Raw genomic sequence first — 2,274 nt, forward strand, 5'->3', positions numbered from 1 at the left:
TGGTATTGCGGACATATACGCGCCAAATGCTCAGTCATTAAAACTCTTTGCATCAAATTTTGCCATTATTGTTTACCTCTACTTTCTTAGTTCCCTATATCGGGATTGTTTTCAATATAGTTAGCCAACTCATCATAGGACATTTTTGACATATCAACCTTTCCTGCACCGATTTCCTTCTTTGCTACTCCGGGCTGAAATCCTTTGAAACTTGGCTTTGCTGCAGCGGCTTCCTCGAACAAATAGCTGTCAGACTTTTTTAATGCAGTTATCTGCTCTTCAAGTCCTTTTATACTGCCGTCATCCTGAAGCTCTGCCTTGTCAAGATCCTTGATAAGTGCCTTGACTGCTGTTAAATTCTTTGCCTTAGAACTGATTAGCGCAGACTCCAAAGCACTATCTATTTTCATCTGCCTGATCTCTGCTGCATGAGCTTCATCTTTTGCCTTATTCTCTGCCTGCAGTGAAGCAATCTGCTCTTTCATTGCTTCAACATCACCTGTTGAGTTCTTTAGGGTTTCAAACTGCTTGTCCCTATCGGCAATATCAGTCTTAAGCTTGTTCTTTTCATCTACAAGCTCCTTAAATCGCTCATACGGCACATAATTCTTAAGCTCTTCAGCGCTCGCCTTCTCGCATTTACCTGCTAACTCTTCATCCATTCCAAGTGCTATAAAATCTTCTCTTTTCATGTTCTTTAATTCCTTTCATACATTTTTTAACGTGGTTCAATCCACTTCTTTTCTTTGTTCTTTATCGTCTGCAAAGCTAAAAGACGGCAATAAAAAAGCACCCTATTAAGGTGCTTTAAAACTTATTTCTATTAAGGCCTTCTTATACCGCAAATGTTCCTTCCTTAAACTCTTCAAGTATCTTTATCTCTCCAAGCTCTCTTAGCCTATCTTCTACCTTTTGAGAGCTCTCTTTCAACTTAATGCATCCTAGGCTCTCAGAGATAAGTGTTCTTATCTCATCTTCATTTTTTCTATCTTTTATCCAATCATTTGGAATATATATCATCATAGTACCCCTATTTTCTGCATTGCACATGCCAAGATATTAGTGTATATTAGTTGCTCATTACCCGAAAGTGACCAAAAGTCTTTTCCCATCGCTGATTTTAGCTCTGCTTTCATCTGCTGCCTATACTGACTATATCTAGCAAAATTTTCTAAGAACATATCAAACAGATCTTCTTCATTTTGAATTATATATGAACTATATTGTGAATAATAGTCTATTGGTAATATAACTTTACTCATATCCGAATGAAGCTGTAACCACTTTGCCCCGATTCCATTCTGCCTATCAGTAAATGCTATCTTTCCGAAATCCTGAATAGTATTACAAGATGAGTACTTTGTAAGTCTCTTCAACCTAGGCAAATTCTCAACAAGCTCTTGTGCATAAGACGGCGATAACTTAGCTGAAATCCCATACTTATCTATTAAGTAATGCGCTGATGACTCTGTAAATGTTTCCTCCAGGTTTCTCCATTTTTCAATTATATTTCCGGATGAATCCAGACCGTCCCACTCAAGTCCATTTGCAGATAAATGGAATGACTCATGGAAGGCTGTTTTAATCCTATATTTCATAGAACGCACATCATTTGAGTTAAGCACATACTCGTCAAAATATACATTACTTTGAGTAGTCTTGCTCCCCAACTGACAATATCCATTATCTTTTATAGGCTTTATGTTTACAGGAATATTACTTCTGTCTATGCCTAGATTATCTATCAGTTTCTCAGCAAACTGTTTAATATCATTGTCTGATTTAATTTGAGAAACATTAGACAGTCCGGTCATCACTTTGTCATTTATTTTAGCACTTTGCGGTACATCATTCAATAGTTGGGCTTCAATCTGTTTCGTCGACTCAATCTTATCATTGTTATTTACAAATTGTTTCTCCCACTCCTTATAAGTCGTATTGCCGTCAACAAAATAGTTCTTACCCTTATCATTCCTCGCAACTCGTTCTCTATCAATTCCCAGCTCTTCCCAGTCGTCGAAATACGGTGCTGTGGTGGTTCTACAATACGGGTGAAAAGGCGGGGCCGTAACTCCTGCCTGATAGTCCTTCATATCAAATACTTTGCCGTCAAGGCTTCTACATATCTCAGAGGTCTTGCTGTCCAATGTAGCCACAATCTCATATTTTTCAACATCAAGATTATTAAGCATATCTTTTTGAGCCACAGAACCAAAATAGGCGGACTCTGTCATTATAAGCCTGCCTGCCGCGTTGCTTGATACACCCATTTTA

Annotated in this window: 3 protein-coding genes; all 3 read right to left on the reverse strand. The window is 38.0% G+C overall.

Features of this window, described 5'->3' with window-relative positions; all coding sequences use genetic code 11:
• Nucleotides 1–86 precede the first annotated feature (86 nt).
• Nucleotides 87–692 carry a phage scaffolding protein gene (locus ACO6FI_RS11185; protein WP_485457396.1) on the reverse strand — a complete coding sequence of 202 codons (606 nt, stop codon included), beginning with the start codon at nt 690–692 and terminating at the stop codon, nt 87–89.
• A 142-nt stretch (nt 693–834) separates the two neighbouring features.
• Nucleotides 835–1,023: a hypothetical protein gene (locus tag ACO6FI_RS11190; RefSeq protein WP_485457397.1), complete on the reverse strand. Its 189-nt coding sequence runs from the start codon at nt 1,021–1,023 to the stop codon at nt 835–837.
• On the reverse strand, nt 1,020–2,274 hold a 1,255-nt coding region (locus tag ACO6FI_RS11195; protein WP_485457398.1), incomplete at its 5' end, for a minor capsid protein. The genes ACO6FI_RS11195 and ACO6FI_RS11190, both read right to left, overlap by 4 nt.

This window comes from Lachnoanaerobaculum sp., from assembly GCF_057250505.1.